The sequence below is a fragment of the Pseudomonas fluorescens Q2-87 genome, from assembly GCF_000281895.1.
Classification (GTDB): domain Bacteria; phylum Pseudomonadota; class Gammaproteobacteria; order Pseudomonadales; family Pseudomonadaceae; genus Aquipseudomonas; species Aquipseudomonas fluorescens_S.
Genome location: NZ_CM001558.1, coordinates 870,234 through 896,068 on the forward strand (window position 1 = coordinate 870,234; position 25,835 = coordinate 896,068).

General features: G+C 62.0%; 21 protein-coding genes. 14 read left to right on the top strand and 7 right to left on the bottom strand.

What is annotated here, in order from left to right; all coding sequences use genetic code 11:
* Positions 1-64 precede the first annotated feature (64 nt).
* Positions 65-1,792, top strand: a complete 1,728-nt coding sequence (locus PFLQ2_RS23715; protein ID WP_003177959.1) for an ABC transporter ATP-binding protein/permease — start codon at positions 65-67, stop codon at positions 1,790-1,792.
* Between the two features lie 286 nt (positions 1,793-2,078).
* The gene (locus PFLQ2_RS23710) at positions 2,079-2,825 is read left to right on the top strand and encodes a FadR/GntR family transcriptional regulator (RefSeq protein WP_003177961.1); all 747 of its coding nucleotides are present in this window, start codon (positions 2,079-2,081) and stop codon (positions 2,823-2,825) included.
* Positions 2,826-2,997: 172 nt separating this feature from the next.
* On the opposite strand, the gene PFLQ2_RS27525 is transcribed toward PFLQ2_RS23710, so the two are convergent.
* Complete coding sequence (locus PFLQ2_RS27525) at positions 2,998-3,357, bottom strand: hypothetical protein (protein WP_033045909.1); 360 nt, start codon at positions 3,355-3,357, stop codon at positions 2,998-3,000.
* 370 nt (positions 3,358-3,727) lie between these two features.
* Here PFLQ2_RS27525 and kdgD point away from each other — a divergent pair, with 370 nt between their 5' ends.
* From kdgD to PFLQ2_RS23685, 5 genes are all read left to right on the top strand, one after another.
* On the top strand, positions 3,728-4,639 hold the full coding sequence (kdgD, locus tag PFLQ2_RS23705; protein ID WP_003177964.1) for a 5-dehydro-4-deoxyglucarate dehydratase: 912 nt from the start codon (positions 3,728-3,730) through the stop codon (positions 4,637-4,639).
* An 81-nt stretch (positions 4,640-4,720) separates the two neighbouring features.
* Positions 4,721-6,166, top strand: a complete 1,446-nt coding sequence (locus tag PFLQ2_RS23700) for an aldehyde dehydrogenase family protein (RefSeq protein WP_003177966.1) — start codon at positions 4,721-4,723, stop codon at positions 6,164-6,166.
* An 85-nt stretch (positions 6,167-6,251) separates the two neighbouring features.
* Positions 6,252-7,616, top strand: a complete 1,365-nt coding sequence (locus PFLQ2_RS23695) for an MFS transporter (protein ID WP_003177968.1) — start codon at positions 6,252-6,254, stop codon at positions 7,614-7,616.
* Positions 7,617-7,629: 13 nt separating this feature from the next.
* On the top strand, positions 7,630-9,183 hold the full coding sequence (gene garD, locus PFLQ2_RS23690) for a galactarate dehydratase (RefSeq protein WP_003177969.1): 1,554 nt from the start codon (positions 7,630-7,632) through the stop codon (positions 9,181-9,183).
* Positions 9,184-9,444: 261 nt separating this feature from the next.
* The gene (locus tag PFLQ2_RS23685) at positions 9,445-10,386 is read left to right on the top strand and encodes an AEC family transporter (protein WP_003177971.1); all 942 of its coding nucleotides are present in this window, start codon (positions 9,445-9,447) and stop codon (positions 10,384-10,386) included.
* 143 nt (positions 10,387-10,529) lie between these two features.
* On the opposite strand, the gene PFLQ2_RS23680 is transcribed toward PFLQ2_RS23685, so the two are convergent.
* The 6 genes from PFLQ2_RS23680 to gatC all read right to left on the bottom strand — a co-directional run bounded on the left by PFLQ2_RS23680 (position 10,530) and on the right by gatC (position 15,756).
* Entirely contained in the window at positions 10,530-10,880 is a 351-nt protein-coding gene (locus PFLQ2_RS23680) for a carboxymuconolactone decarboxylase family protein (RefSeq protein WP_371261152.1), read from the bottom strand.
* 26 nt (positions 10,881-10,906) lie between these two features.
* Entirely contained in the window at positions 10,907-11,968 is a 1,062-nt protein-coding gene (locus PFLQ2_RS23675; protein WP_033045910.1) for a calcium/sodium antiporter, read from the bottom strand.
* Between the two features lie 49 nt (positions 11,969-12,017).
* Complete coding sequence (locus PFLQ2_RS23670; protein ID WP_003177976.1) at positions 12,018-12,395, bottom strand: septal ring lytic transglycosylase RlpA family protein; 378 nt, start codon at positions 12,393-12,395, stop codon at positions 12,018-12,020.
* Between the two features lie 149 nt (positions 12,396-12,544).
* Positions 12,545-13,990, bottom strand: a complete 1,446-nt coding sequence (gene gatB / locus PFLQ2_RS23665; RefSeq protein ID WP_003177978.1) for an Asp-tRNA(Asn)/Glu-tRNA(Gln) amidotransferase subunit GatB — start codon at positions 13,988-13,990, stop codon at positions 12,545-12,547.
* A 10-nt stretch (positions 13,991-14,000) separates the two neighbouring features.
* Complete coding sequence (gene gatA, locus PFLQ2_RS23660; RefSeq protein WP_003177979.1) at positions 14,001-15,452, bottom strand: Asp-tRNA(Asn)/Glu-tRNA(Gln) amidotransferase subunit GatA; 1,452 nt, start codon at positions 15,450-15,452, stop codon at positions 14,001-14,003.
* 16 nt (positions 15,453-15,468) lie between these two features.
* Positions 15,469-15,756 carry an Asp-tRNA(Asn)/Glu-tRNA(Gln) amidotransferase subunit GatC gene (gatC, locus tag PFLQ2_RS23655; RefSeq protein WP_003177981.1) on the bottom strand — a complete coding sequence of 96 codons (288 nt, stop codon included), beginning with the start codon at positions 15,754-15,756 and terminating at the stop codon, positions 15,469-15,471.
* 214 nt (positions 15,757-15,970) lie between these two features.
* Between gatC and mreB the strand changes: the two genes are divergently transcribed.
* From mreB to PFLQ2_RS23620, 7 genes are all read left to right on the top strand, one after another.
* A complete protein-coding gene (mreB, locus tag PFLQ2_RS23650) occupies positions 15,971-17,008 on the top strand; it encodes a rod shape-determining protein MreB (RefSeq protein WP_002555108.1) in 1,038 nt (345 codons plus the stop codon).
* 141 nt (positions 17,009-17,149) lie between these two features.
* Positions 17,150-18,325, top strand: coding sequence for a rod shape-determining protein MreC (gene mreC, locus PFLQ2_RS23645; RefSeq protein WP_083455095.1), 1,176 nt, complete (start codon positions 17,150-17,152; stop codon positions 18,323-18,325).
* Positions 18,322-18,810 carry a rod shape-determining protein MreD gene (gene mreD / locus PFLQ2_RS23640; RefSeq protein WP_003177985.1) on the top strand — a complete coding sequence of 163 codons (489 nt, stop codon included), beginning with the start codon at positions 18,322-18,324 and terminating at the stop codon, positions 18,808-18,810. Before mreC ends, mreD begins: the two co-directional genes overlap by 4 nt.
* 43 nt (positions 18,811-18,853) lie before the next feature.
* Positions 18,854-19,453, top strand: coding sequence for a Maf family protein (locus tag PFLQ2_RS23635; protein ID WP_003177987.1), 600 nt, complete (start codon positions 18,854-18,856; stop codon positions 19,451-19,453).
* Between the two features lie 55 nt (positions 19,454-19,508).
* Entirely contained in the window at positions 19,509-20,966 is a 1,458-nt protein-coding gene (rng, locus tag PFLQ2_RS23630) for a ribonuclease G (RefSeq protein WP_003177988.1), read from the top strand.
* Positions 20,967-21,026: 60 nt separating this feature from the next.
* Positions 21,027-24,830 carry a YhdP family protein gene (locus PFLQ2_RS23625; RefSeq protein WP_003177990.1) on the top strand — a complete coding sequence of 1,268 codons (3,804 nt, stop codon included), beginning with the start codon at positions 21,027-21,029 and terminating at the stop codon, positions 24,828-24,830.
* A gap of 141 nt (positions 24,831-24,971) precedes the next feature.
* On the top strand, positions 24,972-25,835 hold the full coding sequence (locus PFLQ2_RS23620; protein ID WP_003177992.1) for a carbon-nitrogen hydrolase family protein: 864 nt from the start codon (positions 24,972-24,974) through the stop codon (positions 25,833-25,835).

Here is a 25,835-nt window from a genome sequence, read left to right on the forward strand (position 1 = left end):
TCGCGATAAATCGGGCCGTTGCACTATGATCGGCCCGAGTTCCTTTCTCTATTGAGCCTTAACCATGAATCAGAACGCTGAATATTCCGCGGTCAATGACGCAGTGCGCGGGCAGTTTTTCCGCCGTGTCTGGCAAATGACCACGCCATACTGGCGCAGTGAGGAGAAGGGCAAGGCCTGGACGCTGTTGATCGCCGTCATCGCGCTGTCGCTGTTCAGCGTGGCGATTTCGGTGTGGATCAACAGTTGGTACAAGGATTTCTACAACGCCCTGCAAGAGAAAAACAGCGCGGCGTTCTGGCAGTTGATCCTGTATTTCTGTGGCATCGCGGCGGTGGCGATCCTGGGTGCAGTGTACCGCTTGTACCTTACGCAGATGCTCACCATCCGCTGGCGGGCCTGGCTCACCGAGCAGCATTTCGCCCGTTGGCTCAATGACAAGAATTACTACCGCCTGGAGCAGGGCGGCTATACCGACAACCCGGACCAGCGCATTTCCGAAGACCTCAACAGCTTCACCACCAATACCTTGAGCCTGGGGTTGGGGCTGCTGCGTACCGTGGTCAGCCTGGTGTCGTTCTCGATCATCTTGTGGGGGGTGTCGGGCAGCATCGAAGTGTTTGGCTACACCATCCCCGGCTACATGTTCTGGTGCGCGCTGGTGTATGCGGCGGTGGGCAGTTGGCTGACGCATCTGATCGGCCGGCGCCTGATCGGCCTGAACAACAACCAGCAACGTTTCGAAGCCGACCTGCGTTTTTCCATGGTGCGGGTGCGTGAAAACGCCGAGAGCATTGCGCTGTACAACGGCGAGCCCAACGAGAACCGTCGCCTGAGCGGGCGTTTCGGCCTGGTCTGGCATAACTTCTGGGACATCATGCGAGTGTCCAAGCGCCTGACCTTCTTCACCTCCGGCTACGGCCAAATCGCGATCATCTTCCCATTCATCGTCGCCGCGCCGCGCTACTTCGCCGGCAAGATCCAACTGGGCGAGCTCATGCAGATCAACTCGGCGTTCGGCAATGTGCAGGAGAACTTCAGCTGGTTCATCAGCGCCTACTCCGACTTGGCCGCGTGGCGCGCCACCTGTGACCGTCTGCTGAGTTTCCGTCAGGCCATGAGTGACAACGAAGCGCGGGTGCCGGCCATCGACGTGCAAAACCAGGGCAGTGAATTGAAGGTCCACAACCTGGGGCTGGGCTTGAGCGATGGCCGCCATCTGCTTGGCAACGCCGACATGATCGTCGAGGCCGGCGAGCGAGTGATGCTCAGCGGCCGTTCCGGCAGTGGTAAATCCACTTTGCTGCGAGCGATGGGGCACCTGTGGCCCACCGGGCATGGCAGCATTGTGTTGCCAGCGGCGCGTTACCTGTTCCTCCCACAAAAGCCTTATCTACCGATTGGCAGCCTGCGGGAGGTGCTGAGTTATCCACAGCCCGGCGACATCTATCCCAACGAACGTTATGAGCAAGTGCTGGAAACTTGCCGCTTGCCGCACCTGATCGCGCGGCTGGACGAAAGCAACCACTGGCAACGCATGCTCTCGCCGGGCGAGCAACAACGCCTGGCCTTTGCCCGCGCCTTGCTTTATGCACCGCTCTGGTTGTACATGGACGAAGCCACGTCGGCGATGGACGAAGAAGATGAGGCGACGTTGTACCAGGCGCTGATCGAGCAGTTGCCCGGCCTGAGCATTGTCAGTGTCGGCCATCGAAGCAGTTTGAAACGTTTCCATCCACGACATGTACGTATCGAAAATGGCCAACTGGTGGAGCACACCGTGGTTGCTTGAACACCGTAAAACCTGTGGGAGCGGGCTTGCTCGCGAAAGCGGTAGGTCCGTTGAGATTGTGTGACTGACCCACCGCCATCGCGAGCAAGCTCGCTCCCACAAGGGTTTGGGATGAATCTGAGGCTGGTGTGCACAACCGATTCAATGGGAGAGCGAGCTTGCTCGCGATGATGACAACCCGGTCTATCTGCCAATCACAGATAATGGGGCCGCCGCGCCCCCGGTGATCGTACAACCACGTTGCGCTATGATGGTGCCATTCAGCCGCTTGCCGAGACACAGACACATGGAAAACCCGATCGACGTACCACGCCTTCCCCGCAAGCGCCGCAGCCTGGCGCAGGAGCTGGTGACGGTGCTGACCGAGCAGATTCGCGACGGCTTGCTCAAGCGCGGCGATAAATTGCCCACCGAGTCGGCGATCATGGAAGCCCATGGCGTCAGCCGCACCGTGGTGCGCGAGGCGATTTCTCGTTTGCAGGCGGCCGGCCAGGTGGAAACCCGCCATGGCATCGGCACCTTCGTGCTGGATACACCCAGCCCGAGCGGTTTTCGTATCGACCCGGCCACAGTGGTCACCTTGCGTGACGTTCTGGCGATCCTGGAGTTGCGCATCAGCCTGGAAGTGGAGTCTGCCGGGCTGGCAGCGCAGCGTCGCAGCGACGAGCAACTGGCCACCATGCGCGCCGCCCTCGACGCCTTGAGCGAAAGCGCCGCCCACGCCAGCGATGCGGTGGCCTCGGACTTCGCCTTCCACCTGGAAATCGCCCTGTCCACCGGCAACCGCTATTTCACCGACATCATGACTCACCTGGGTACCAGCATCATTCCGCGTACCCGGGTGAACTCCGCGCGCCTGGCCCACGATGACCAGCAGCGCTACATGAACCGCCTGAGCCGCGAGCACGAGGAGATCTACGACGCCATCGCCCGCCAGGACTCCGAGGCGGCCCGTGCGGCTATGCGTTTGCACCTGACCAACAGCCGCGAACGGCTGCGCCAGGCTCATGAAGAAGCGCAAGCGCAGGGCTAAGATGCTTCGCTGCCCTCTGTGGCGAGGGAGCTTGCTCCCGCTGGGCTGCGAAGCGGCCCCCTTTTTATGAGTGAGTGTTTCGCACTCAAGCGGGAGCAAGCTCCCTCGCCACAGGGGAGGGGTGTCCGGTTTTCTATCGGTGTGCCTGTCTGACCAATAGTAGGCGCCAGTCCTACGCGCTGATCCGCAACATTTGCGGCTCGGATATATCGTTGTCCCGGCCGCTCTCATAACTAACCTTGTAACGAAGCTCGACCAATTGGCCGGCGTAAGCTGTCAAGTCGGCATTGGTTAACGTCACTGTCACCCCCTTGCGTGGCGTACCTTCCTCGCCTTCGGTCAGAGATGTAAACGCGCCTACCGAAGTTGGAGGCGTCGAGCCGACGCCCACAGTCAGTTGGGCGTTCGAGTACGGGTGGAAAGCTGCATCCGGAATTTTCACGGTTAACGTCTTTGTCTTTGACAGGCTGAGCGTGACTTCCCCGCTGGCTGGAAAATCCTTGAGCGTCGGTTTCGCAAACGTCTTCGCCATGATGTCACTCCTTGTGAGGCGGCCCTGCTCGTTGCGGACGGGCGACTCACTTAAAGGTTGAAAAAAGGACTACAGCCGGGCATGGCACGGCCATGTCTGGGTTATGCCCCGTTGCCCTGACGACGCCTACTGGCAGAGTTGACAGTGGCGATGAGCGGTGCTGGTGCTCGGTCGGCAAGTTTCATCACTCTTCCAATTTCTCTCAGAGCCCCGATTTATAAGGCTTCGCAACAAATACCCCAGCCCCGGCACGCGACAAAAGACGAAATGCAGTTGACGTTCATATTTTAAGTTGTACGATGACCTACAACTTCTCGTGAAGCTGAACCATTTCTTACAACACAACATTTGCGTCCAGGGTGTTCGAATAATGAATCCACAAGAACTGAAGTCCATCCTCTCGTCTGGCCTGCTGTCGTTCCCGGTCACCGATTTCACTGCCCAAGGCGATTTCAATCGCGACAGCTATATCAAGCGCCTCGAGTGGCTGGCCCCGTATGGCGCCTCTGCATTGTTCGCAGCGGGCGGCACCGGTGAATTCTTCTCCCTGGCTGCCAGCGAGTACTCGCAAGTCATCAAGACCGCTGTCGATACCTGCGCTACCAGCGTGCCAATCCTTGCCGGTGTCGGCGGTGCCACCCGCCAGGCCATCGAATATGCTCAAGAAGCCGAGCGCCTGGGTGCCAAGGGCCTGTTGCTGCTGCCGCACTACCTGACCGAAGCCAGCCAGGACGGGGTTGCCGCCCACGTTGAAGCCGTGTGCAAATCGGTGAAGATCGGCGTCGTGGTCTACAACCGCAACGTTTGCCGCCTGAACGCCACCCTGCTGGAACAACTGGCCGAGCGCTGCCCGAACCTGATCGGTTACAAAGATGGCCTGGGCGATATCGAACTGATGGTGTCGATCCGTCGTCGCCTCGGCGACCGTTTCAGCTACCTGGGCGGCCTGCCGACCGCTGAAGTCTATGCCGCGGCCTACAAGGCCCTGGGCGTACCGGTCTACTCCTCGGCGGTGTTCAACTTCATCCCGAAAACCGCGATGGACTTCTACCACGCCATTGCCCGCGACGATCACGAGACCGTCGGCAAGATCATCGACGACTTCTTCCTGCCTTACCTGGACATCCGCAACCGCAAGGCCGGTTACGCCGTGAGCATCGTCAAGGCCGGCGCGAAGATCGTTGGCTATGACGCAGGTCCTGTGCGCACGCCATTGACCGACTTGCTGCCAGAAGAATACGAAGCACTGGCCGCGCTGATCGACAAGCAAGGCAAGCAGTAACAGACCCGGCAAGGCCGCTGAGCGATCAGCGGCTTTTTGCGTAAGGCTGTTTGTAACGACTTTATTTGAGGAGAAGCATCCGTGGCAGATGCAAAGCGTTTCGATAACTACATCAACGGTCAGTGGGTGGCCGGTGCCGACTATTGCACCAACATCAACCCGTCTGACTTGTCCGATGTCATCGGTGAATACGCCAAGGCTGACGCAGCGCAAGTCAACGCCGCCATCGAAGCCGCCCGCGCCGCTTTCCCGGCCTGGTCGACCTCGGGCATCCAGGCCCGTCACGACGCGCTGGACAAAGTCGGCAGCGAGATCCTCGCCCGCCGCGAAGAACTCGGCCAACTGCTGGCCCGGGAAGAGGGCAAGACCCTGCCTGAGGCCATCGGCGAAGTGACCCGCGCCGGTAATATTTTCAAATTCTTCGCTGGCGAGTGCCTGCGCCTGTCCGGCGATTACGTGCCGTCGGTGCGTCCGGGCGTCAATGTCGAAGTCACTCGTGAAGCCCTGGGTGTGGTCGGCCTGATCACCCCGTGGAACTTCCCGATCGCTATCCCTGCGTGGAAGATTGCCCCGGCCCTGGCCTACGGCAACTGCGTGGTGATCAAGCCCGCCGAGCTGGTGCCTGGCTGCGCCTGGGCTTTGGCCGAGATCATTTCCCGCGCTGGCTTCCCGGCCGGTGCGTTCAACCTGGTGATGGGCAGCGGCCGTGTGGTCGGTGAAGTCCTGGTCAACAGCCCGAAAGTCGACGGCATCAGCTTCACCGGTTCCGTGGGTGTGGGTCGCCAGATCGCGGTCAACTGCGTGGCGCGCCAGGCCAAGGTGCAACTGGAGATGGGCGGCAAGAACCCGCAGATCATCCTCGACGACGCCGACCTCAAGCAGGCCGTCGAACTGGCGGTGCAGAGCGCGTTCTACTCCACCGGCCAGCGTTGCACGGCTTCGAGCCGCCTGATCGTTACCGCGGGTATCCACGACAAGTTCGTCGCGGCCATGGCCGAGCGCATGCAGTCGATCAAGGTTGGCCATGCCTTGAAGGCTGGCACCGATATCGGCCCGGTCGTCTCCGAAGCCCAGCTCAACCAGGACTTGAAATACATCGACATCGGCCAGAGCGAAGGTGCGCGGCTGGTCAGCGGTGGCGGCGTGGTGACGTGTGACACCGAAGGTTACTTCCTGGCGCCGACGTTGTTTGCCGACAGTGAAGCTTCGATGCGCATCAGCCGCGAAGAAATCTTCGGCCCGGTGGCCAACGTCGTGCGCGTGGCTGACTACGAGGCGGCGCTGGCGATGGCCAACGACACCGAGTTCGGTTTGTCAGCCGGTATCGCGACCACCTCGTTGAAATATGCCAACCACTTCAAGCGCCACTCCCAAGCGGGCATGGTGATGGTCAACCTGCCGACTGCCGGCGTGGATTACCACGTGCCGTTCGGTGGGCGCAAAGGTTCGTCCTATGGTTCGCGCGAGCAAGGTCGCTATGCGCAAGAGTTCTACACCGTGGTGAAAACTTCTTACATCGGATCGTAAGTGCGGCACCGCCAGGGCAGGACATCCTGCCTTGGCGACACAATCTGCTGACCCGCATAAAAATAAATAGTGGGAGTACATTTACATGCAAGCGACCAAGCCGACTCACGTCCGCTATTTGATCCTGCTCATGCTGTTTCTGGTGACGACGATCAACTACGCTGACCGTGCCACCATCGCCATCGCAGGCTCCAGCCTGCAAAAAGACCTCGGCATCGACGCCGTTACCCTCGGTTATATCTTCTCCGCTTTCGGCTGGGCCTACGTGGCCGGGCAGATTCCTGGCGGCTGGCTGCTCGACCGTTTCGGGTCGAAAAAAATCTATGCCCTGAGCATTTTCACCTGGTCGCTGTTCACCGTGCTGCAAGGCTATGTCGGTGAATTCGGCATGTCCACGGCCGTGGTTGCGCTGTTCATGCTGCGCTTTCTGGTTGGGCTGGCCGAAGCGCCATCCTTCCCGGGCAACGCACGCATCGTCGCCGCCTGGTTTCCCACCGCAGAACGCGGCACCGCTTCGGCGATCTTCAACTCGGCGCAGTATTTCGCCACCGTGTTGTTCGCACCGCTGATGGGTTGGATCGTCTACCGCTTCGGCTGGCAGCACGTGTTCATCGTCATGGGCGTGATCGGCATCGTGTTCTCGCTGATCTGGCTGAAGGTGATCCATAGCCCGCGCCAGCACCCGATGATCAACGAAGCCGAGTTCAATCACATCGCCGCCAACGGCGCGATGGTCGATATGGACCAGGACAAGGGCAAGGAAAAGAAAGCCGACGGTCCGAAGTGGGATTACATCCGTCAACTGCTGACCAACCGTATGATGCTCGGTGTTTACCTGGGTCAATACTGCATCAACGGCATCACTTACTTCTTCCTGACCTGGTTCCCGGTGTACCTGGTGCAGGAACGCGGCATGACTATCCTCAAGGCCGGCTTCATCGCGTCCTTGCCGGCCATCTGCGGTTTCATCGGTGGTGTACTCGGCGGGGTCATTTCCGACTACCTGCTGCGCAAAGGCCACTCGCTGACCTTTGCCCGCAAGGCGCCGATCATCGCCGGCCTGCTGGTTTCCAGCAGCATCGTGGCGTGCAACTACGTGGACATCGAATGGATGGTGGTGGGCTTCATGGCCCTGGCCTTCTTCGGCAAAGGCGTGGGCGCGCTGGGTTGGGCCGTGGTGTCCGACACGTCGCCTAAACAGATCGCCGGTTTGAGCGGCGGCCTGTTCAACACCTTTGGTAACCTGGCATCGATCACCACGCCAATCGTCATCGGCTACATCATCAGCGCCACCGGTTCGTTCAAGTGGGCACTGGTGTTCGTGGGCTGCAACGCGTTGGTAGCAGTGTTCAGCTACCTGGTCATCGTTGGCCCGATCAAGCGTGTGGTACTCAAGGAACCTACGGCCAAGGATGCCGACATCTCCAGCCTGTCTGAAGCTAAATCCTGAAGGAGCGGCATCGATGCAACTGATTGAACATGCCGATTCGCCTCGTTACATCCGCCTGCATGAGCGGGACAACGTCGTGATCGTCGTCAATGACCAAGGCGTACCGGCCGGGACCGAGTTCCCGGACGGCTTGGTCACCGTGGACTTTGTACCGCAGAGCCACAAGGTCACCCTGGAAGATATTCCCGAGGGCGGCGAGGTGATTCGCTACGGCCAGGTCATTGGCTACGCGTTGCAGCCGATCCCCCGTGGCAGTTGGGTCAAGGAAGACCAGCTGCGCATGCCCACCGCGCCACCGTTGGACAGCCTGCCGCTGTCCACCGACGTGCCGGCGGCCGATGCGCCGCTGGAGGGTTACACCTTCGAAGGTTATCGCAACGCCGACGGTACCGTCGGTACGCGCAATATCCTCGGCATCACCACGACCGTGCAGTGCGTGACCGGGGTGCTGGATCACGCGGTCAAGCGCATCAAGGATGAGTTGCTGCCCAAGTACCCGAACGTCGATGACGTGGTGGCGCTGACCCATAGCTACGGCTGTGGCGTGGCGATCACCGCCACTGACGCCTACATCCCGATCCGCACCGTGCGCAACCTGGCGCGCAACCCGAACCTGGGTGGCGAAGCACTGGTGATCAGTCTGGGCTGCGAGAAATTGCAGGCCGGTCAGGTGATGCATGAAGGCGACAGCTCGGTGGACCTCAGCGAGCCTTGGCTGTATCGCTTGCAGGACTCCAGTCACGGTTTCACCGAAATGATCGAGCAGATCATGGAGCTGGCTGAGACTCGCCTGAAGAGACTCGACCAGCGCCGCCGCGAAACCGTGCCGGCCTCGGAACTGATCCTGGGCATGCAGTGCGGCGGCAGCGATGCGTTCTCCGGTATTACCGCCAACCCGGCCCTGGGCTATGCCTCGGACTTGCTGTTGCGTGCCGGGGCGACGGTGATGTTTTCCGAAGTCACCGAAGTGCGCGATGCCATCTACCTGTTGACCTCCCGGGCGCAAACCCAGGAAGTCGCCCAGGAGCTGGTGCGCGAAATGGACTGGTACGACCGGTACCTGGCCAAGGGCGAAGCGGATCGCAGCGCCAACACCACGCCGGGCAACAAGAAGGGCGGGTTGTCGAACATCGTCGAGAAATCCCTGGGGTCGATCGTCAAGTCCGGCAGCAGCGCGATCAATGGCGTGCTCGGCCCGGGCGAACGCTTCAAGCAGAAGGGCCTGATCTTCTGCGCCACGCCGGCCAGCGATTTCGTCTGCGGCACGCTGCAACTCGCGGCGGGGATGAACCTGCATGTGTTCACCACGGGTCGGGGCACGCCTTACGGCTTGGCGATGGCACCGGTGGTGAAGGTCTCGACCCGCACCGAACTGGCCCAGCGCTGGCCGGACCTGATCGACATCGACGCCGGCCGGATCGCCACCGGACGCGCCACCATCGAGGAGCTGGGTTGGGAGTTGTTCCACTACTACCTGGACGTGGCCAGCGGCAGGAAGCAGACCTGGGCGGAGCGGCACAAGCTGTTCAACGACATCACGCTGTTCAACCCGGCGCCGATTACTTGATCACTTGTTGATCGCCGAGAACCACTGTGGGAGCGGGCTTGCTCGCGAAGGCGGCAGTTCAGCTTGCATTGATGTTGGCTGAGCCGACGTCTTCGCGAGCAAGCTCGCTCCCACAAGGGGGCTGCGGTGGATATGGATTTTGTGTTCACCAAAGAACAAATGTGGGAGCGAGCCTGCTCGCGAAGACGCTTCACCAGACGCCAACGCCGTGGGTGGCTTATCATTAGCCACCTAACGACACCCCTTTCAAAGGTCCCCGGCATGCTGGCAATTTTCCTCGAAACCCTGAATATCACCGCGCCGGTGTTTGCCATGCTGTTTTTGGGGACGTTGCTCAAGCGCATCTACTGGATCAACGACAATTTCATCCACATCGCCTCGTCCCTGGTGTTCAACGTCACCATGCCGGCGCTGTTGTTCCTCGGCATCCTCCATGCCGACCTGCACGCGGCGTTGCAGCCCGACCTGCTGATCTATTTCTCCATCGCTACCCTGGTGAGCTTTGCGATGGCCTGGGGTTGGGCGATCTGGCGTTGCCCGCGCGAGGATCGCGGCATCTATACCCAAGGTGCGTTTCGCGGCAACAACGGCGTGATCGGCCTGGCGCTGGCGGCGAGCATGTACGGCGACTACGGGATTTCCTTGGGGGCGATACTCGCGGCGCTGGTGATCCTGTTCTACAACACCCTGTCGACCATCGTCCTGGCGGTATACAGCCCGGTGATCAAGTCCGATCCGTGGAGCATCTGCAAAAGCGTTATCAGCAATCCCCTGATCATCAGCGTGATCGTCGCCGCACCGTTTGCCTATTGGCAGATCGGCCTGCCGAACTGGTTCGAGACCTCGGCCAAATACCTCTCGCAAATGACCTTGCCCCTGGCGCTGATCTGCATCGGCGGCACGCTGTCCCTTGCAGCCTTGCGCAAGAGCGGCAAGATGGCCCTGAGTTCGAGCCTGGTGAAAATGGTCGGCCTGCCGCTGCTGACCACCCTCGGTGCCTGGCTCTGGGGTTTTCGCGGGGCCGAGTTGGGGATTCTGTTCCTGTACTTCGGCAGCCCCACCGCTGCGGCCAGCTTCGTCATGGCCCGGGCGGCCGAGGGTAACCATGAACTGGCGGCGGCGATCATCGTCATCACCACGTTGATGGCGGCGATTACCACTAATGTGGGGATTTTTGTGTTGCAGTGGGGTGGGTGGATCTAGGTTCGGGTTTGCGGTGTTCTTTCGATCCATTCGCGAGCAAGCCCGCTCCCATATTCGACCGCGTTCCCATGGAAGAACGCAGTCAATGTGGGAGCGGGCTTGCTCGCGAAGAGGCCTGACCTGTCACTGCAAGGCTCAGGCTTTTACTCAGGCTTCTGATAGCTATCGATCACTTCCTGCGCCGCCCGAAACGCATCGATCGCCGCCGGCACTCCGGCGTACACCGCGCAATGCAGCAGCGCCTCGCGAATCTCTTCCACCGTGCAACCGTTATTCAGCGCGCCGCGCACGTGGCCTTTGAGCTCCTGCGGGCATTTGAGCGCAGTGAGGGCGGCGAGGGTGATCAGGCTGCGGGTTTTCAACGGCAGGCCTTCGCGGCTCCAGACGCTGCCCCAGGCATGCTCGTTGACGAAGTCCTGCAAAGGTTGGGTGAATTCGGTAGCGTTGCCCAGGGCGCGGTCGACGAATGCGTCGCCCATGACCTGGCGACGCATGTCCAGGCCGGTCTTTGGAGTGTCGGTCACGGCAAATCCCTCTTATGGTGTTGGCGGCGCCAGGCGCGCAAAGAGCTGAACAGCAAAAATACCAGCAAGGCCGGCAGCACATAGAACAGCATCAGCCGTTCCAGTTGGCCGGCCAACGGCATGCCGGTGGTAAACGACACCACGTGCAGCCCGTAGGCCAGGTACAGGCCGAGGAACAACAGGCCTTCGGCGCGGGTGACGCGGTAACCGGAGTAGAACACCGGCAAGCACAACACAGCCACGCCGAGCATCACCGGCAGGTCGAAATCCAGGGCGTTGGGCGAGACGGAAAGTGGCGTCGGCGCGGCGAGGGCCGTCACCCCCAGCACGCCCAGTAAGTTGAACAGGTTGCTACCAATGACGTTGCCCACCGCGATGTCCCGTTGGCCCCTCAGCGCGGCGATCAGCGAGGTGGCGAGTTCCGGCAGCGAGGTGCTGACGGCGACGATGGTCAGGCCGATGATGCGCTCCGAAAGCCCAAGGTCCGTCGCCACTTCCACCGCCGCGCCCAGCAGCAAGTGCCCGGCATAAATCAGCATCGCCAGGCCCAGCACGATCATCGACAGGCTCTTGGGCCAGGACACCTGCGCAACTGCGACACCCGCCGCGTGGGGACGTACCGAATGCCGCGATTGACGCAGCAACAGGCCCAGGTACACCGCCAGGGCCATCAACAGCAGCATGCCGTCGAGTCGGGTCAGTTCTTCGTTCCAGGCCAGCACGAACACCAGCAGGGCGGCGCCGATCATCAACGGGATGTCCAGGCGCACCAACTGGCGCGAGACGCGCAGCGGGATGATCAGTGCCGACAGGCCGAGGGTAACGAGGATATTGAAGATACTGCTGCCGATCACACTGCCCACGGCGATGTCGGCGTTCTGCGCCAGGGTCGCTTGCAGGCTGACGGCCATTTGTGGCGCGCTGCTGCCGAAGGCGACGACGGTCAGGCCGATGATCAATGGTCGCACTTGCAAGCGTGCTGCCAGGCCCACAGCGGTGCGCACCAACAACTCGGCACCGGCAATCAGCAACAGCAGGCCGCCGAGCAGTTCGATCAGGCTGAGCAGCGGTAGGGCGGTAAGTAGGGAAATGGCCGGGCTCCGTCTATCAATCGTCGAGGGCTTGCACGCGCACCCGTGCGGTGCCGCTGCGCAACATGCCCAGTTGCTCGGCGGCTTCGCGGGAAACGTCGATCAGGCGGCCGCGTGAGTATGGGCCCCGGTCGTTGATGCGCACCACCACGCTGTCATTGTTGCCCAGGTTGGTGATTTTCACCCGCGTGCCGAATGGCAGCTGGCGATGGGCGGCTGTCAGGCTGTGCTGGTCGAAACGCTCGCCGCTGGCGGTGCGCTTGCCGTGGTGCCTGGAGCCGTAATAGGAGGCGACGCCGGTCTGGTCGTAGCCGTGTGGATCGACCGTCCCGCTCTGGCTGGCGCAGCCGGCCAGCAGGAACAGCAGGGCGCAGGCGCCGAGGAGACGCTTCATTTGAAAGTTTCCAAATACAAGTGTGGGAGCGGGCTTGCTCGCGAAGGGGCCATCAAATTCAACATCAATGTTGCATCCGATGACGCCTTCGCGAGCAAGCCCGCTCCCACAGGGGAATGAGCCAGATTCAAAGACTGGCTCCATGTCCATCAGCCCTCGAGCTTGCTTTTAAGCAATTCGTTGACCTGTTGCGGGTTGGCCTTGCCCTTGGAGGCTTTCATGGCCTGGCCGACGAAGAAGCCGAACATCTTGCCGCGCTTGGCTTCGTCTGCCGCCCGGTACTGTTCGACCTGCTCGGCGTTGGCTGCGAGCATTTCATCGAGCACGGCGCTGATCGCACCCGTGTCGGTGACTTGCTTCAAGCCGCGCTTTTCGATGATCTCGTCGGCGCTGCCTTCACCATTGGCCATCGCTTCGAAGACCATTTTGGCGATCTTGCCGGAGATGGTGTTGTCCTTGATGCGCAGGAGCATGCCGCCCAATTGCTCGGCCGACACCGGCGACTCGTCGATCTCCAGGCCCTGCTTGTTCAGCAGGCTGCCCAATTCAACCATCACCCAGTTGGCCGCCAGCTTGGCGTCGCCGCCGATGCTTACGACTTTCTCGAAGTAATCGGCCTGCTCGCGGCTGGTGGCCAGGACGTTGGCGTCATAGCTCGACAGGCCGAACTGCGCTTGGAAACGCTCGCGTTTCTGCGGCGGTAGCTCCGGCAGGGTGGTGCGTACGTCGTCGAGGAACGAGTTTTCGATAACCACCGGCAACAGGTCCGGGTCGGGGAAGTAACGGTAGTCGTTGGCTTCTTCCTTGCTGCGCATCGGACGGGTCTCGTCCTTGTTCGGGTCGTACAGGCGGGTCTGCTGGATGACCTTGCCACCGTCCTCGATCAGTTCGATCTGGCGCTGGATCTCGCTGTTGATCGCTTTTTCGATGAAGCGGAACGAGTTGACGTTCTTGATCTCACAGCGGGTGCCGAACTCAACCTGGCCCTTGGGCCGGATCGACACGTTGCAGTCGCAGCGCAGCGAGCCTTCGGCCATGTTGCCGTCGCAGATGCCCAGGTAACGCACCAACGCATGGATCGCCTTGACGTAGGCCACGGCTTCCTTGGCGCTGCGCATGTCCGGTTCAGAGACGATTTCCAGCAGCGGCGTGCCAGCGCGGTTCAGGTCGATGCCGGTGGCGCCGTTGAATTCTTCGTGCAGGCTCTTGCCGGCGTCTTCTTCCAGGTGCGCACGGGTAATGCCGACGCGCTTGACCGTGCCGTCTTCCAGGGCGATGTCCAAGTGGCCCTTGCCGACGATCGGCAGTTCCATCTGGCTGATCTGGTAGCCCTTGGGCAGGTCCGGGTAGAAGTAGTTCTTGCGGGCGAACACGTTGTGCTGGCCGATCTCGGCGTCGATCGCCAGGCCGAACATCACCGCCATGCGCACCGCTTCGGCGTTGAGCACCGGCAGCACGCCTGGCATGCCCAGGTCTACCAGGCTGGCCTGGGTGTTCGGCTCGGAGCCGAACGTGGTGGAGCTACCGGAAAATATTTTCGACCGGGTGGTGAGCTGGGTGTGAATCTCCAGCCCGATCACGACTTCCCATTGCATGTGTTTCTCCTCAGAAGCCGGTTGGGGTGCGGGTATGCCAGTCAGTGTTCTGCTGGTACTGGTGCGCCACATTGAGCAGGCGGCCTTCCTGGAAGTACGGCGCGAGCAGCTGTACGCCCACCGGCAGGCCGTCGACGAAACCGGCCGGCATGGACAGCCCCGGCAAACCGGCGAGGTTGGCGGTGATGGTGTAGACGTCTTCCAGGTACGCAGCGACCGGATCGCTGTTCTTGGCGCCGAGTTTCCACGCCGGATTCGGCGTGGTCGGGCCGAGGATGATGTCGACTTCGTTGAAGGCAGCCATGAAGTCGTTTTTCACCAGGCGACGGATTTTCTGCGCCTTGAGGTAGTAGGCATCGTAGTAGCCGGCGGACAGCGCGTAGGCACCGACCATGATCCGGCGCTGCACTTCGGCGCCGAAGCCTTCGCCACGGGAGCGCTTGTACAGGTCGATCAGGTTTTCCGGGTTCTCGCAGCGATGGCCGAAACGCACGCCGTCGAAACGCGACAGGTTGGAAGATGCTTCGGCCGGGGCGATCACGTAGTACGCAGGAATTGCGTGCTGCATGTTCGGCAGGCTGATTTCCTTGACCACCGCACCGAGCTTTTCCAATTCCTTGATGCTGTTGTGGATCAGGTCGGCGATACGCGGGTCGAGACCGGCACCGAAATATTCCTTCGGCACGCCGATGCGCAGGCCTTGCAGCGAACCGTTGAGGCTGGCGCTGTAGTCCGGCACCGGTTCATCGATGCTGGTGGAGTCGTTCGGGTCGAAGCCGGCCATGCCTTGCAGCAGGAGCGCGCAGTCTTCGGCGGTGCGGGCCAGCGGGCCGCCCTGGTCGAGGCTGGAGGCGTAGGCGATCATGCCCCAGCGCGAGACGCGACCGTAGGTCGGCTTCAAACCGGTGAGGTTGGTGAACGCCGCCGGCTGGCGAATCGAGCCGCCGGTGTCGGTGGCGGTGGCGGCTGGCAGCAGGCGCGCGGCCACGGCGGCAGCGGAACCGCCGGACGAGCCGCCCGGTACGTGCTCCAGGTTCCACGGGTTTTTCACTGCGCCGTAGTAGCTCGACTCGTTGGCCGAGCCCATGGCGAATTCGTCCATGTTGGTCTTGCCCAGGGTCACGGCACCGGCGGCGGCCAGCTTGGCAACCACGGTGGCGTCGTACGGGGCCTTGAAGTTGTCGAGCATCTTCGAGCCGCAACTGGTGCGGATGCCCTGGGTGCAGAACAGATCCTTGTGGGCGATCGGTGCGCCGAGCAGGGCGCCGCTCTCACCGTTGGCGCGCCGGGCGTCGGCGGCCTTGGCCTGGCTCAGGGCCAGCTCCGGGGTGAGGCTGATGAAACTGTTGAGCTGCGGATCGAGCTGGGCGATGCGCGCCAGCAGGACCTGGGTCAGCTCTTCGGAAGAAAACTTTTTATCGGCGAGTCCGCGGGCGATCTCGGCCAGGGTCATGTGATGCATGAGAGGCTCTTTCCCTTTAGTCGATGACTTTCGGAACCAGGTACAGGCCGTTTTCGACCGCTGGTGCGATGGACTGGTAGGCCTCGCGGTGATTGGATTCGGTCACGATGTCGGCGCGCAGGCGCTGGCTGGCTTCCAGTGGGTGGGCCAGAGGCTCGATACCGTCGGTATCGACCGCCTGCATCTCGTCGACCAGCCCCAGAATGCTGTTCAGGGCAGAAGTGATGTGTGGAAGATCGGCTTCATTGAGGCCCAGACAGGCCAGATGAGCGATTTTTTCCACGTCGGAGCGTTCAAGCGCCATGGGATTCTCCAGTGGAAAACAAAACGGACGTAGTCTGTCCGTGTGTTAGATTGTCGGAACACTACCGCAGTTCTACGGTCTTTTGGCCGCGATTGTAGGGTTTGGTGCGCAGAAAAGCGGTCAATTTAACATATTGGCGCCTTGCCCAAAATCCCTGTCGTTGTTAGAGTTTGCCGCACTTTTTTACCCACGCGTTGCCTAGGGTCCCTTTCCCATGTTCAAGAAACTGCGTGGCATGTTTTCCAGCGATCTTTCCATTGACCTGGGCACTGCCAACACCCTTATTTACGTGCGCGAGCGCGGTATCGTCCTGAATGAACCCTCGGTCGTGGCCATCCGCACCCACGGTAACCAGAAAAGTGTCGTGGCTGTCGGTACGGAAGCCAAGCGCATGCTGGGCCGTACACCGGGCAACATCGCGGCCATTCGTCCCATGAAGGACGGCGTGATCGCCGACTTCAGCGTCTGCGAAAAGATGCTGCAGTACTTCATCAACAAGGTTCACGAAAACAGCTTCCTGCAGCCCAGCCCTCGCGTGCTGATCTGCGTGCCATGCAAATCCACCCAGGTGGAGCGTCGCGCCATCCGTGAATCGGCCCTCGGTGCCGGTGCCCGCGAAGTATTCCTGATCGAAGAGCCAATGGCAGCTGCCATCGGTGCCGGCCTGCCGGTGGAAGAAGCCCGCGGCTCGATGGTTGTCGATATCGGCGGTGGTACCACCGAAATCGCACTGATCTCCCTCAACGGTGTGGTCTATGCCGAATCCGTACGTGTGGGCGGCGACCGTTTCGACGAAGCGATCATTACCTACGTGCGTCGCAACTACGGCAGCCTGATCGGCGAATCCACCGCCGAACGCATCAAGCAGGAAATCGGCACTGCCTACCCGGGCGGTGAAGTGCGCGAAGTCGACGTCCGCGGCCGCAACCTGGCCGAAGGCGTTCCACGTGCCTTCACCCTCAATTCCAACGAAGTGCTCGAAGCGCTGCAAGAGTCGCTGGCGACCATCGTGCAAGCGGTCAAGAGCGCCCTGGAGCAGTCGCCGCCGGAGTTGGCCTCGGACATCGCTGAGCGCGGCCTGGTGCTGACCGGTGGTGGCGCGCTGCTGCGTGACCTCGACAAGCTGCTGGCCCAGGAAACCGGCCTGCCGGTGATCGTGGCCGAAGACCCGTTGACCTGCGTTGCTCGCGGCGGTGGCCGTGCATTGGAAATGATGGACAAGCACACCATGGACCTGCTCTCCAGCGAATAAGTCTTGCTGGATGGTCTATGTTGTTCGCTCCCGGGCAGCACTTTGCAGTGCTGCCCGTTGGCGTTTATCTTCTGTCATTCGTATCCAGGCCGGTTTGATGCCGTATGAATAAAGAGAACATTTGCCTGGGAGGAGCGGCCTATTAAACCGCTTTTCGCCAAAGGCCCCTCATTGGGTGTGCGCCTGCTGGTGCTGGCCGTGCTATCGGTTGCGCTGATGGTGGTCGATGCCCGTTTTACGCTGCTCAAGCCTGTGCGCAGCCAGATGTCGCTGGTGTTAATGGAATCCTATTGGATCACCGACCTGCCCCAGCGTTTGTGGCAAGGTGTGGCCAGTCAGTTTGGCAGCCGGACCGAACTGGTCGCCGAAAACGAAAAACTCAAGACCGAAAACCTGCTGTTGCAGGGGCGCATGCAGAAGCTGGCGGCCCTCACCGAGCAGAACGTACGGCTGCGCGAGTTGCTCAACTCTTCTGCGCTGGTCAACGAAAAGGTCGAAGTGGCCGAATTGATCGGCATGGACCCCAATCCGTTTACCCATCGCATCCTCATCAACAAGGGTGAGCGCGACGGCGTCGTCCTCGGCCAGCCGGTGCTCGATGCCCGGGGCCTGATGGGCCAGGTCGTGGAGTTGATGCCGTACACGTCCCGCGTGCTGTTGCTGACCGATACCACCCATAGCATCCCGGTGCAGGTCAATCGCAACGGCCTGCGCGCCATTGCCAGCGGCACCGGCAACCCGGAACGCCTGGAATTGCGGCACGTAGCCGATACCGCTGACATCAAGGAAGGCGACCTGCTGGTCAGCTCCGGCCTCGGTCAGCGCTTCCCGGCCGGTTATCCGGTGGCGACGGTCAAGGAAGTCATCCATGATTCCGGCCAGCCTTTTGCCATCGTGCGTGCGGTGCCGACGGCCGCGCTGAATCGCAGCCGCTACCTGCTGTTGGTGTTCAGCGACAATCGCACGCCGGAAGAACGCGCCAACGACGCCGCCGTAGCCCAGGAAGCACAGGACCGCCAGGGCGGCGAGCCAGCTGCTTCCGGCACACCGGCGCCAGTGCCCGCCATCGTGCCGAAACCGGCAGCCCCTGCACCGGCCGCGACGGCCCCGGCAACGACACCGACTGCCGCACCCACTGCACCTACACCGGCCAGGCCTTCCGGTCATGCGCCGGCTGTCGCGCCCGCTGTACCCGCCACGACATCCACCCGGCCTTCGGCACACGCGCCAGCGGCCCAGCCCGCCAAGCCCGCAGCCAAGCCGCCCGTCTCCACGCCGGCTGCCGCGCCGGCCTCCAGGGGAGCACGAGAAGAATGAGCAGTACCCAATCCGGTAACGGCTGGATGGTCTGGCTGACCTTCGCCATCGGCCTGCTGCTCAGCGTTTCGCCGCTGCCGCAGTTCATGGAGATCCTGCGCCCGCTGTGGCTGGCCTTGTTGCTCGCATTTTGGGCGTTGGCCCTGCCGCACAAGGTCGGCATGGTCACCGCCTGGTGTCTGGGCCTGGCCGAAGACGTGCTCTACGGCACGCTGCTGGGGCAGAACGCGTTGATCCTGACGCTGATCACCTTCCTGGTGCTGTCGTTGCAGCAGCGCCTGCGCATGTTCCCCATGTGGCAGCAATGCCTGGTCATCCTGGTGATTTTCGGCCTGGCGCAACTGGTACAGCTGTGGCTCAGCGCGCTGACCGGCAATCGCCAGCCGACCCTGGCGCTGGTCTTGCCAGCCCTGGTCAGTGCTTTGCTCTGGCCCTGGATCAGCTTCGGCCTACGGGGCTTGCGCCTGCGTTTCAAAATCAACTGATTTGGTCAGGCATTGGCCCGCACCTTGAGAGGGAGATGTCTTGATGAAACCGCTTTACCTCGCCTCAGGCTCGCCGCGTCGCCGTGAGCTGCTCACGCAGATCGGCGTAGCCTTTACCGCCATCAGCGCGGACATCGACGAAACTCCCCTGAAAGATGAAACCCCATCGGCCTATGTCGAGCGCTTGGCGCGCGGCAAGGCCGAGGCTGGGCAACGCTCCTTGCAAGAAGACGGCGTGGACGGCTGCGTATTGGGCGCTGACACGGCGGTGGTGCTGGATGGGCGGATCCTGGGCAAACCCCTGGACCAGGCCGACTCCTTGTCGATGCTCCTGCGCCTGTCCGGTCGCGAGCATGAAGTGTTGACTGCCATTGCCGTACTGGACGGGCAGCGTTGCGAATCCCATGTGGTCCGCAGTCGGGTGCGCTTTCGGGCCATCACCGAGCGGGAAGCGGCGGCCTACTGGGCCAGCGGCGAACCCCGGGACAAGGCCGGCGGCTACGGCATCCAGGGGTTGGGGGCAGTGTTCGTCGCCGGGCTGGAAGGCAGTTATTCAGCCGTGGTCGGCCTGCCACTGTGCGAAACCTGCGAGTTGTTGGGCCATTTCGGCATACCCTGTTGGCAAACCTTGAACGCGCGCTGAGCGCCGTCTGACTGATGCGGCCATAATCGTGAATATGCCTGAACGAGACCCTGCCATGAGTGAAGAGATCCTGATCAACATCACGCCGATGGAATCGCGCGTGGCGGTGGTTGAAAACGGTGTGCTGCAAGAGGTTCACGTCGAGCGCACGCAAAAGCGTGGCATTGTCGGCAATATCTACAAAGGCAAGGTGGTGCGGGTGTTGCCGGGCATGCAGGCGGCTTTCGTCGACATCGGCCTGGACCGCGCGGCATTCATCCACGCGTCGGAAATCTCCATGCGCGAAGGCCCGGCAGTGGAGAGCATCAGCGCGCTGGTGCACGAAGGCCAGAGCCTGGTGGTGCAGGTCACCAAGGATCCGATTGGCTCCAAGGGCGCGCGGCTGACCACGCAATTGTCGATTCCGTCGCGCTACCTGGTGTACATGCCGCGTACCGCACATGTCGGCATTTCGCTGAAGATCGAAGACGAAGGCGAACGTGAACGTCTCAAGCAGGTCGTCAGCGACTGCGTGGAAAAAGAAGGCATCAAGGAAGCCGGTGGGTTCATCCTGCGCACTGCCGCCGAAGGGGCCGGGGCCGATGAAATCCTCATGGATATCCGCTACCTGCGCAGGCTCTGGGATCAGATCGCCGCGCAGATCAAGACCATCGCCACGCCCAGCGTGATCTACGAAGACCTGGGCCTGGCGCTGCGCACGCTGCGGGATCTGGTCAGCCCCAAGATCGAGAAGATCCGCATCGATTCCCGGGAAACCTTCCAGAAGACCACGCAGTTCGTGGCCGAGCTGATGCCGGAAATCGCCGACCGCCTCGAACATTACCCGGGCGAACGGCCGATTTTCGACCTCTACGGCGTCGAGGACGAAATCCAGAAAGCCCTGGAACGCAAGGTGCCGCTCAAGTCCGGCGGTTACCTGGTGGTCGATCCGGCCGAAGCCATGAGCACCATCGACGTTAACACCGGGGCGTTTGTCGGCCATCGCAACCTGGAAGAAACCATCTTCAAGACCAACCTGGAAGCGGCGACCGCCATTGCCCGCCAACTGCGCCTGCGCAACCTGGGTGGGATCATCATCATCGACTTCATCGACATGGAGGATGAAGAACATCAGCGCCAGGTGCTGCGCACCCTGGAGAAGCAGCTCGAGCGCGACCACGCCAAGACCAACATCATCGGCATTACCGAGTTGGGCCTGGTGCAGATGACCCGCAAGCGCACCCGCGAGAGCCTCGAGCAGGTGCTGTGCGAGCCCTGCAGCAGTTGCCAGGGGCGGGGCAAGCTGAAGACCCCGGAAACCGTGTGTTACGAAATCTTCCGGGAAATCCTCCGGGAAGCGCGCGCCTACCAAGCCACCGGTTATAGAGTGTTGGCGAACCAGAAAGTGGTGGATCGGCTGCTCGATGAGGAGTCCGGCAACGTCGCGGAGCTGGAAGCCTTTATCGGCCGCACGATTCGCTTCCAGGTAGAAACCATGTATTCGCAGGAACAATATGACGTGGTGTTGCTCTGAAGGGCCTGGGAAGCGGCGGGGCCGCTGATTTGATTATCTTTGCCAGGGGAGCCCAGTGACATGGAGCGTCTGACACGCATTTTGGCTGTGCTGACCCGCTGGGGGCTGAGCCTGTGCGCGCTGCTGCTGGTGTTGCTGGCGTTGTATGTCAGTCTCGGACGCGAGTTGGTTCCACTGGTGGCCGAGTATCGCGCCGAGGTCGAGACACGAGCCGGCGCAGCCTTGGGCATGCCCGTGCACATCGGCGGTCTCGACGGGAGCTGGAGCGCCCTGGCACCGGTACTGGCGGCGCGCGACGTGGTAGTGGGCGAAGGGGCCAATGCCTTGCACCTGGACCAGGTTCGCGCGGTGCCTGACCTCTGGGCCAGCTTGCTGGCGCGCCAGGTGCGCATCGCCAATTTGGAAGTCAGCGGCCTGAAGATCAGTCTCAAGGAGGGCGCGGATGGTAAATGGGTCCTGGAAGGTTTGCCGGTGCAGGACGACCGTCCCTTCGATCCGCAGCAACTGTTCGATCGCATGCAAGTGGTGTCCAGGCTGTCGGTGCTCGATAGCCAAGTGACCTTGCAGCCCCTCGAACAACCGCCGCTGACCCTCACCTATGTTGGCTTGAGCCTGCGCACCGGCGCTACCCGCCAGCGCCTGGACGCACGCCTGACCCTGCCCGACGGCCAACCCGTGGCGATCAACCTGCGCACCCGCATTCGCGCCAGCGACTGGAAAAATGGCGAGGCCGATGCCTATCTGAGCCTGCCGCAAAGCGACTGGGCGAAATGGCTGCCGAAACGCCTGACTCAACAATGGAATCCTTCCCGGATCAAGGCCGGCGGCGAGCTGTGGCTGAGTTGGGGCGAAGGCACGGTGCAAAGCGCGGCCGTGCGGTTGAACGCGCCGCAGCTCCAAGGCGCGTACGCCGAGCGCAAACCGGTAGACATCCACAATCTGGCCCTCAACGGCTATTTCCAGCGCAGCAGCCAAGGCTTCACCGCGACCCTCGACTCCCTCGCGATGAACCTGGGCGAGACCCGTTGGGAATCGCGTCTGCAATTGCAACAGAGCAACGCCACGGACAAGGCCGAAGAGCGCTGGCACCTGGAGGCCGACCGCCTCGACCTGACCCCGCTCACCCCGCTGCTCAATGCCCTGGCGCCGCTGCCCGAGGGACTGACGACGACCATCGACCGCCTGAAGGTGACCGGTGGCCTGCGCAACGTGCTGGTGGATTACCGGCCGCAGAACACCGGGGACCAGAAAGTCAGTTTCGCCACCAACCTGGACACCGTGGGCTTTGACGCCTATCACGGCGCTCCGGCTGCCCGTAACGTATCCGGGAGCCTGAGCGGCGACCTCGGCGGCGGCGAGCTGCGCATGGACAGCAAGGATTTTTCCCTGCACCTGGACCCGATCTTCGCCAAACCGTGGCAGTACCAGCAAGCCAACGCCCGGCTGACCTGGAAGCTGGACAAGCAAAGTTTCACCTTGATCGCGCCGTACCTGAAGGTGCTGGGCGAGGAGGGCCGGATTGCCGGTGACTTCCTGATTCGCCTGCATCTGGACCACAGCCAGGAAGACTACATGGACCTGCGGGTCGGCCTGGTAGACGGCGACGGGCGCTACACCGGCAAATACCTGCCGGCGGTCCTCAGCCCGGCGCTGGACGAGTGGTTGCGCACGGCAATCGTCAAGGGCGCGGTAGACCAAGGTTTTTTCCAATACCAGGGCTCGCTCAACCACGGTGCCGAGGATGCGGCGCGCAGCATCAGCCTGTTCTTCAAGGTGCATGACGCTGAACTGGCGTTCCAGCCGGGCTGGCCTTCGGTCAGCAAGGTCAGCGGTGACGTTTTCGTCGAAGACAGCGGCGTGCGCATCTTTGCCAGCCAAGGGCAATTGCTCGATACCCAGGTCAAGGATGTGTCGGTGAACATCCCCCACGTACCCAGCGGACAGAGCTCGCACCTGCTGTTGGACGGTGGCTTCAGCGGAGGACTGGGCGACGGCCTGAAGATTCTCCAGACGGCACCGATCGGCACGGCCGAGACGTTCGCCGGTTGGGAAGGCGAGGGCGATCTGCAAGGCAGCCTGAAGCTCGACATCCCGCTGGTCAAAGGCGAACAACCGAAGATCCTGGTGGACTTCGCCGTCGACAAGGCCCGGCTCAAACTCAGCGAACCGGCGCTGGAACTGACCCAGCTCAAAGGCGATTTGCGTTTCGACAGCAGCAAGGGGCTCAGCGGCAAGGGCATCAGCGCCCGGGCATTCGACCGACCCGTGACCGCACAGATTTTTGCTGAGGGCCGCGCCGGAGCGCTTAACACACGGGTCACGGCTTCAGGGCAGGTGGAGATCAAGAAACTCACCAGTTGGCTGAACGTCACGCAGCCGTTGCCGGTTTCCGGGGTGGTGCCTTACCAGCTTCAAGTGGTCCTCAATGGCGCCGACAGCCAGTTGTCGGTGAATTCCAACCTCAAGGGCGTTGCCGTTGACCTGCCCGCGCCGTTCGGCATGGCGGCCGATGTCGGTCGCGACACAACGTTGCGCATGACCCTGCAAGGGCCGGAGCGACGCTTTTGGGTCAATTATGGCGACCTGGCCAATTTCACTTACGCCGCGCCGAGTGAAAACATTGCCGATGGACGTGGCGAATTGTTGCTGGGCATCGGCGATGCGGTCCTGCCTGGGGCCAAGGGCCTGCGCTTGCGCGGTACGCTCTCGGAACTGGACGTCAGACCCTGGCAGGACCTGGTGAACAAGTATGCCGGCCAAGACCCGGGCGGCAGTGCCAAGCAGTTGCTCAACAGTGTCGATTTGACCATTGGCAAGCTCACCGCCATGGGCACGACCCTGGACCAGGCGTCGGTGCAACTTGATCGCAAGCCGGACGCCTGGGGCATGCGGCTCGACAGCCAGCAAGCCAAGGGCAGCGTCAGCCTGCCAGACGCCAAGGCTGCGCCGATCGGCATCAAGCTCGACTATGTTCGCCTGCCAGCTGCGGATCCTACGGTCCAGGCGGATGAGAATGCGCCGGACCCGCTGGCATCGGTCGATCCCGGTAAGATCCCGGCCATGGATATCGCCATTGACCAGTTGTTCCAGGGACCCGATCTCATCGGTGCGTGGTCGTTGAAAGTACGACCCACGGCCAAGGGCATTACGCTGAACAATCTGGACATGGGCCTCAAGGGCATGGTGTTGAACGGCAGCGGCGGCTGGGAAGGTACGCCCGGGTCCACCAACAGTTGGTACAAGGGGCGCATCAGCGGCAAGAACCTCGCCGATGTGCTCAAGGGCTGGGGGTTTGCGCCAAGCGTGACCAGCCAGGAATTCCGCCTGGATGTCGATGGGCGCTGGCCCGGTTCGCCGGCCTGGGTCGCCACCAAACGATTCTCAGGTAGCCTCGATGCCTCGCTGAGCAAGGGGCAGTTCGTCGAAGTCGAAGGCAGCGCCCAGGCGTTGCGGGTGTTCGGCCTGCTGAACTTCAACTCCATCGGCCGACGCCTGCGCCTGGATTTCTCCGATTTGTTCGGCAAGGGCCTGAGCTACGATCGGGTCAAGGGGTTGCTGGTGGCGAGCGAAGGGGTGTACGTGACCCGTGAACCGATTACCCTGACAGGGCCGTCGAGCAACCTGGAACTCAACGGAACGCTGGACATGGTGGCCGACCGGGTTGACGCCAAGCTGCTGGTGACATTACCGGTGACCAACAACCTGCCCATCGCCGCGTTGATCGTTGGTGCACCGGCGGTGGGTGGGGCACTGTTCCTGATCGATAAACTGATCGGCGACCGCGTGGCGCGCTTTGCCAGCGTAAAATATGACGTCAAGGGGCCATGGAAGGAGCCGAAGATCACCTTCGACAAGCCGTTCTGAAGGCTGGCGCCAGTCCCCCCGTGGGAGCGGGCTTGCTCGCGAATGCGTCAGCACATTCAGCACTTATGTGACAGACACACTGCCTTCGCGAGCAAGCCCGCTCCCACAGGGGCAGATGAAGCAAAAAGTGAGGGAAGCACCATGCCACTCGCAGTGATTCAAATGGTCAGCCAGAGCGACGTGCTCGCCAACCTGGCCCGTGCCCGCGTGCTGCTGGAACAGGCGGCGGCTGGCGGCGCGCGGTTGGCGGTGTTGCCTGAAAATTTTGCCGCCATGGGGCGGCGGGACATCGCCGACATCGGTCGCGCCGAAGCCTTTGGTCAGGGACCGATCCTGCCCTGGTTGAAACAGGCCGCCCGCGACCTCAACTTATGGATTGTGGCCGGCACGCTGCCGCTGCCGCCGGTGGAGCGACCCGAAGCCAAGGTCCACGCCTGTTCGTTGTTGATCGACGATCGAGGCCAAGTCGTGGCGCGCTATGACAAGCTGCACCTGTTCGACGTAGACGTGGCGGACAATCGCGGGCGCTATCGCGAGTCTGATGACTATGCTTATGGCGGCAATGTGGTGGTCGCCGACACCCCGGTAGGAAAGGTTGGCCTGACGGTCTGCTATGACTTGCGTTTCCCGGAGCTGTACAGCGAACTGCGGGCGGCCGGGGCCGAGTTGATCACGGCGCCCTCGGCGTTTACGGCGGTCACCGGCGCGGCGCATTGGGACGTGCTGATTCGCGCCCGGGCCATCGAAACCCAGTGTTATGTGCTGGCGGCGGCCCAAGGTGGGTTGCATCCGGGGCCACGGGAAACCTTTGGCCATGCCGCGATTGTCGACCCCTGGGGCCGCGTGCTGGCGCAACAGGATCAAGGCGAGGCTGTGCTGGTGGCCGAGCGCGACAGCAGCGAACAAGCGTCCATCCGGGCGCGCATGCCGGTGGCCAGCCATCGGCGCTTTTTCTCGCAGGGCGCTCGACAGCGGCCTGTCCAAGACGACGAATTCAAGGCGTAA

Excerpts from the sequence above, each read along its gene's own strand:
- mreD (WP_003177985.1), top strand. The coding sequence starts at position 18,322 with ATGAGCAGTACCCAATCCGGTAACGGCTGGATGGTCTGGCTGACCTTC.
- gatC (WP_003177981.1), bottom strand. The coding sequence starts at position 15,756 with ATGGCGCTTGAACGCTCCGACGTGGAAAAAATCGCTCATCTGGCCTGT.
- PFLQ2_RS23670 (WP_003177976.1), bottom strand. The coding sequence starts at position 12,395 with ATGAAGCGTCTCCTCGGCGCCTGCGCCCTGCTGTTCCTGCTGGCCGGC.
- PFLQ2_RS23635 (WP_003177987.1), top strand. The coding sequence starts at position 18,854 with ATGAAACCGCTTTACCTCGCCTCAGGCTCGCCGCGTCGCCGTGAGCTG.
- PFLQ2_RS23710 (WP_003177961.1), top strand. The coding sequence starts at position 2,079 with ATGGAAAACCCGATCGACGTACCACGCCTTCCCCGCAAGCGCCGCAGC.
- gatA (WP_003177979.1), bottom strand. The coding sequence starts at position 15,452 with ATGCATCACATGACCCTGGCCGAGATCGCCCGCGGACTCGCCGATAAA.
- PFLQ2_RS23715 (WP_003177959.1), top strand. The coding sequence starts at position 65 with ATGAATCAGAACGCTGAATATTCCGCGGTCAATGACGCAGTGCGCGGG.
- gatB (WP_003177978.1), bottom strand. The coding sequence starts at position 13,990 with ATGCAATGGGAAGTCGTGATCGGGCTGGAGATTCACACCCAGCTCACC.
- PFLQ2_RS23625 (WP_003177990.1), top strand. The coding sequence starts at position 21,027 with ATGGAGCGTCTGACACGCATTTTGGCTGTGCTGACCCGCTGGGGGCTG.
- rng (WP_003177988.1), top strand. The coding sequence starts at position 19,509 with ATGAGTGAAGAGATCCTGATCAACATCACGCCGATGGAATCGCGCGTG.
- PFLQ2_RS27525 (WP_033045909.1), bottom strand. The coding sequence starts at position 3,357 with ATGGCGAAGACGTTTGCGAAACCGACGCTCAAGGATTTTCCAGCCAGC.
- PFLQ2_RS23680 (WP_371261152.1), bottom strand. The coding sequence starts at position 10,880 with ATGCGTCGCCAGGTCATGGGCGACGCATTCGTCGACCGCGCCCTGGGC.
- garD (WP_003177969.1), top strand. The coding sequence starts at position 7,630 with ATGCAACTGATTGAACATGCCGATTCGCCTCGTTACATCCGCCTGCAT.
- kdgD (WP_003177964.1), top strand. The coding sequence starts at position 3,728 with ATGAATCCACAAGAACTGAAGTCCATCCTCTCGTCTGGCCTGCTGTCG.
- PFLQ2_RS23685 (WP_003177971.1), top strand. The coding sequence starts at position 9,445 with ATGCTGGCAATTTTCCTCGAAACCCTGAATATCACCGCGCCGGTGTTT.
- mreB (WP_002555108.1), top strand. The coding sequence starts at position 15,971 with ATGTTCAAGAAACTGCGTGGCATGTTTTCCAGCGATCTTTCCATTGAC.
- PFLQ2_RS23620 (WP_003177992.1), top strand. The coding sequence starts at position 24,972 with ATGCCACTCGCAGTGATTCAAATGGTCAGCCAGAGCGACGTGCTCGCC.
- PFLQ2_RS23695 (WP_003177968.1), top strand. The coding sequence starts at position 6,252 with ATGCAAGCGACCAAGCCGACTCACGTCCGCTATTTGATCCTGCTCATG.